A 4,454-nucleotide genomic window follows, 5' to 3' on the forward strand; every position below is an offset into this window, starting at 1 on the left:
AGGTCTTTGCCGGTGTCGTCGCGCCCGCGCACGACGATGTGCATGTGCGGGTTGTCGGTGTTCCAGTGGTTCACGGCCACCCAATCGAGGCCTGTGCCCAGGTCGGCTTCCATGCGGCCCATGAGGTGCCGCGTATAGGTGCGCAGGTCTTCCAGTTCCGCGCCATCCTCGGGCGAGAGGATGAAGCGGAAATGGTGCCGGTCGTCGGCGCAGCGTTCCTTGAAGGCGTCGAGGTCGGCGGCGTCGGTCTGCGGCCCGTAGGCTTGGCCCGGCTCGCCGTCGCGCCCCACGCCATCACGTTCGATATAGCGAAGGTGCTTGGCGAGCGATTGCGGGCTGGCCTGGCGCTGGTTGACCAGCAGCGTCTTGATGGTCACGCGCCGCGACATGGGTGTCAGCTTCGCGCCCGCGAAGCGCGCCGCCGTATGGCCGCGGCCCAGGCGCGAGCCGGGACGCTGGCCGGTGCCACGCGCTGCGCCAGAACGGCGCACCGTGGACTTGCCGCCGCTGGCCTTGCCCGTCTGCTTGAGCACCTTGGAAACGAAGCTCTGTCCCTGGCCCTTGCCCCGGTTCTTCGGGGCGCTGGGGCGCACGCGGAAATCGTCGTCGCGGCGGTCGCTCATGGCTGCGCTCCCTGCAAGCTCTGGCGTGTCCTGTCGTGCGAAGCACGGGGACATGCCTGCATTGGCGCGGGCCTCGCGCCCCAAGCGGCACGGTGGCGAAGCCGCTCCGTGCCGCGCCACCCCCATGTGCAGACAGGCTTTCTACGCGGCCTGGTGCCGCGTCCTTTTGTCTTGCCTTCCGCCTTTGCCCTTCGCTGTCGCTCCAGGCAACGGCGGCCCGGCGGCGCTGCTGCGTGAACAGACAGCGCGCCGGCGAAAGCGCCAATGGCCGCAGGCCGGGCGCGTTCGAGGCAAGACGCCTGAACGTTGGACGGCTGCGCCGGATGCTGCGCGACGTGCGGTGCGAATGCACCGGCACGACAGGCGCAGCGACACTGAAGCAGCCAGCAGAACGACATGCCCGATGGCACGTCAGAGCGCAGCGAATCGGCGGCCATCATGGGCGTATCTCCGGCCACACCGGATGCGCAACGCCGATCACGGCGGATGCGCTGACCGGGCCGAAATAGCGGCTGTCGAACGATGCTGGATTCGTCACGCTCAACAGGAGCAGTTCGCCCGGTTCAAGGCGGCGGCAAAGCTGCAAGGACGGCAGCGCCCGGCCCAGCCGGTCGGCGGGCAGTACGGCGGCCGAAGGCACGCCGTCGATGCGTACCTGACCGGCGACGATGCAGACGTGTTGCGGCGCGACCGCGCCCACACGTTTGAGCAGCGGAACGCGCGTCGGCAGGTAGCCGCGCTGCGCAGCGAGCGCGGCAGCCGTGGCCGGAAGCGGCACCAGCACGATGCTGTCCACGGACAACGGACGTGGCAGCGAGGCGGTGCGCGGGTCGAACGGGTCAATGCGATACCAGCCGACCGCCACGCTGTCGGACGGGTTGTAGGTCAGACGCGGCAGCGGCGACACGAAAGCCGCCCAGGCCAGCGCAGCGAAGCCGATGGCGGCCAGTGTCGCCAGCACGATGCGAGCGCGCAGGCGTGAGCGAGGACGCGGCGCCACGTCGGGCGCGTTGGGTGTGGTGGTCGGGGCGGTCATGGCAGCACCTTCCCGGCCAGCCAGGCGGTATGCCGCTCGGTGGTGTATTCGGGCAGCGCAAGGCGAGCCGCAAGACGGTTGCCCAGCGTGCGCCAGTACGCCGGCGACACGTCGATGGCAGCGATGCCCAGCGCCTCGATGCCGTCGATGCGCTCCAGCACGGCGCGCACGTTGGCATCGCCTTCGGTGTGTAGGAGCAAGCGCGCGCCCGGCTGAACACCGGGGATGCGCTGCGCCGCGTCCAGCGGTGTGCAAGCCTGCATCACCATGAGTTGCCAGCGGATCGTGCCGTAGTCGTTGGCCTGCCAGCGGATGCGGCAGAGCATCGCGCCCGGCAGGAACACCGCGCAGCGCCGCCAGCGGTCGAGCTGAAGCGTGCGCGCCGGTTCGCCGAAGCGCAGGTAGAGCTTGAAGCGATGTTCGAGGTAGGCCAGCGAAACGCGCGTCAGCGGCACATTGCCGGCCTGTCCGGCGAGTGCCGAAAGCGCAGGCAGCGGCGCAGCCGGTGCCGCGTTCGCGGCAGGCCAAGCGAATGCGTTCATGGTGTGTTCTCCGGCGGAAACTCCCGCTCCAGCAGGCCGCGCAGCAGGTCGGCCACGGTCACGCCTTGCGTGAAGGCCGACACCTTGATGCGCGCCCGCATGGCGGGCGTGATGTCGAGCGTGAGGCGGGCCGTGTAGAGGTCGCCTTTGCCCAGCGCGTCGGCATCGCCCTGACGAATCCACGCCTCGGCGTGCGGATTCGCGGGCGGACGTGCGCCGATGCCGACGCGCTTGCCCGTGCGTTTGCTGTTGGGTGGCTGCTGCGCTGTCATGTCGGCCACCGCAGCAGTTCGTCCACCAGGGCGGTGATTTCGCGGGCGGCGGCACTGTCGGGCGCTGTCTCGCGTGCGAGCCGGCCAGCGGCCACGCTGTCGGCGAAGACGATGCGCTGATGCACCTCCGAGCGCAGCGCGGGCAGCGGCTGTTCGGCGAGCGATTGCCGCGCCTCGCGCCCGATGATGGTGGTGCTGACGCGCCGGTTGATGACGAAGGCCGCGCGGAGCAGCGGCCGGAACACCTGCGCCTCGCGGATCAGCGAAACCATTTCCGAGCTGGCCCAGAGGTCGTAGGGGCTGGGCTGCACCGGGATCAGCACGCGCTCGGCCGCCAGCAGCGCGGAGCGCGCCAAGGCGGCGATGCGCGGCGGCCCGTCGATGATGACGTGATCGGCCCGCCTGGCGAGTTCTGGCGCTTCCTGATGCAGCGTTTCGCGTGCGAGGCCCACGGCGCTGAACAGCCGTGGCAAGCCTTGCTGGCTTCTGCGCTGCGTCCAGTCCAGGGATGAACCCTGCGGGTCGGCATCGAGCAGGACGACATGCTGGCCGCGCATCGCCAGTTCGCCCGCGATGTGCGTGGCGAGCGTGGTCTTGCCGACACCGCCTTTCTGGTTGAGCAGAGCGAGGATCATGGCGCGGCCCTCCCTGCTGGAAAGCCGGGCTTTACCTGCCGTGCAAAACGCTGTTCGCCGTGCCGTTTCTCGGTTGTCCACCGAAACGGCGCGCTTCTACTAAAAGTTATGTATTTCTTGTTAGGGAAGTTAGAGGGGCCGCAAACCCGCGCCGTTATTGGCTTTCCGGCGTTTTCGTACTCCTGATAGCACGATAGGCGTACTCCCGATAGCACGATACCCGGTACTCCTGATAGCACGAGGCCGTCCACACCTTTTCCACGAGTTATCCCCGTGCCGTGTGCAGCACGGGCCGGAAGGTCAGCAGTTCTTGTCCGTCGTCCGGCATTCGCTCGATGCCCAGGACGTAGCCGGGCAGCGACTGCCGCGCCACCAGGACGCGCAGGTCGTAAGCGAAGTCGGAGAAGCGCGCAGCGCTGCCCGACTTGCGGTGCAGGTGCCGGAAGTCGAATTGCCAGCCGCCCGGCTGCTTGCCGCCGTGCTTGCGCACCAGGCGGTACAGCCAGCGCTCGATCCCGCCCTTCAAGCGGAAATAGGCTGGGTCGATGGTCAGCACCAAGGCGGCATCGAGCACGCCCGCATAGAACCAGTCCGGCAGGATCAGTTCGATGCCCAGCGGCACGCCGCTGGCATCGGCCAGTTCCTTCCACTCGTTGATCCACGAGAAGCGATGCAATCGCCTTCCCGTGGTTTCGCGGATGGACGTGGCCACCGTGGTCGATTGCAGCCGGTCGAGCGCGGCTTTCAGGCGCAGGTAGTCGTTGAGAGACGTGCCGCGCCCGATGAAGCGCAGGATCTCGTAGGGAGTGGCGCGTATCCAGCGCGACGGGCGCAAGCCCGCGTCGCGCGCCTCCACGATCTGCGAGGCGGCCCAAATCAGCAGGTCGGCATCCCATATCGTTGCGATGCCGTGCTCCTGCGTACCCTCCACGCGGATGGTGATGCCGCCGGCGCGGAAGTCGATCGGCGCGGTACGCCGCGACTTCGCCAGCGAGAAGAACGGAAAGGCCATCAAGTCCTGGCTGTCGCGGGGTGCCATGTCGCCCGGCAGCGCGCGGAACAGGTCGAGCTGTTCGCGCTGCAAGGCTTGCCCTGGCGGGCTGGACATGGCGACGGCCACCCACGCGCCAGCGATCAGCGGCCATCACGGTAATCGCCCGCGTGGCGTTCGGCATATTCCGGGTCGGAAGTCGCCTCGTAGCTGCGCTGGTCGGCCCAGGCATCGAGGTCGGACACCGCGTACATGACGCGGCGGCCGAACTTGCGGAACTTCGGGCCGCCGCCGATCACGCGCTGTTTCTCCAGCGTGCGTGGCGACAGGCGCAGGTACTCGGCGGCTTCGTCGT

7 protein-coding genes are annotated in these 4,454 nt (G+C 68.5%); all 7 read right to left on the bottom strand.

Annotation, left to right across the window (positions count from 1 at the left end; all coding sequences use genetic code 11):
- The coding region (locus HMPREF2581_RS09145) for a relaxase/mobilization nuclease domain-containing protein (RefSeq protein ID WP_168173295.1) at positions 1-623 on the bottom strand (623 nt) is incomplete at its 3' end.
- A gap of 436 nt (positions 624-1,059) precedes the next feature.
- On the bottom strand, positions 1,060-1,659 hold the full coding sequence (locus tag HMPREF2581_RS09150) for a S26 family signal peptidase (RefSeq protein WP_004883067.1): 600 nt from the start codon (positions 1,657-1,659) through the stop codon (positions 1,060-1,062).
- Positions 1,656-2,201 carry a DUF2840 domain-containing protein gene (locus HMPREF2581_RS09155; protein ID WP_004883064.1) on the bottom strand — a complete coding sequence of 182 codons (546 nt, stop codon included), beginning with the start codon at positions 2,199-2,201 and terminating at the stop codon, positions 1,656-1,658. Before HMPREF2581_RS09155 ends, HMPREF2581_RS09150 begins: the two co-directional genes overlap by 4 nt.
- The gene (locus tag HMPREF2581_RS09160; RefSeq protein WP_004883063.1) at positions 2,198-2,473 is read right to left on the bottom strand and encodes a hypothetical protein; all 276 of its coding nucleotides are present in this window, start codon (positions 2,471-2,473) and stop codon (positions 2,198-2,200) included. The genes HMPREF2581_RS09155 and HMPREF2581_RS09160 overlap by 4 nt, the downstream gene beginning before the upstream one ends.
- Positions 2,470-3,108, bottom strand: coding sequence for a ParA family partition ATPase (gene parA, locus HMPREF2581_RS09165; RefSeq protein ID WP_004883061.1), 639 nt, complete (start codon positions 3,106-3,108; stop codon positions 2,470-2,472). The genes HMPREF2581_RS09160 and parA overlap by 4 nt, the downstream gene beginning before the upstream one ends.
- A gap of 265 nt (positions 3,109-3,373) precedes the next feature.
- Positions 3,374-4,216, bottom strand: a complete 843-nt coding sequence (locus HMPREF2581_RS09170) for a replication initiator protein A (protein WP_004883059.1) — start codon at positions 4,214-4,216, stop codon at positions 3,374-3,376.
- 26 nt (positions 4,217-4,242) lie between these two features.
- The coding region (locus HMPREF2581_RS09175; RefSeq protein WP_070867314.1) for a helix-turn-helix transcriptional regulator at positions 4,243-4,454 on the bottom strand (212 nt) is incomplete at its 5' end.

This window comes from Pseudomonas sp. HMSC057H01 (genome assembly GCF_001836405.1).
GTDB classification, from domain to species: Bacteria; Pseudomonadota; Gammaproteobacteria; order Pseudomonadales; family Pseudomonadaceae; genus Pseudomonas; species Pseudomonas aeruginosa.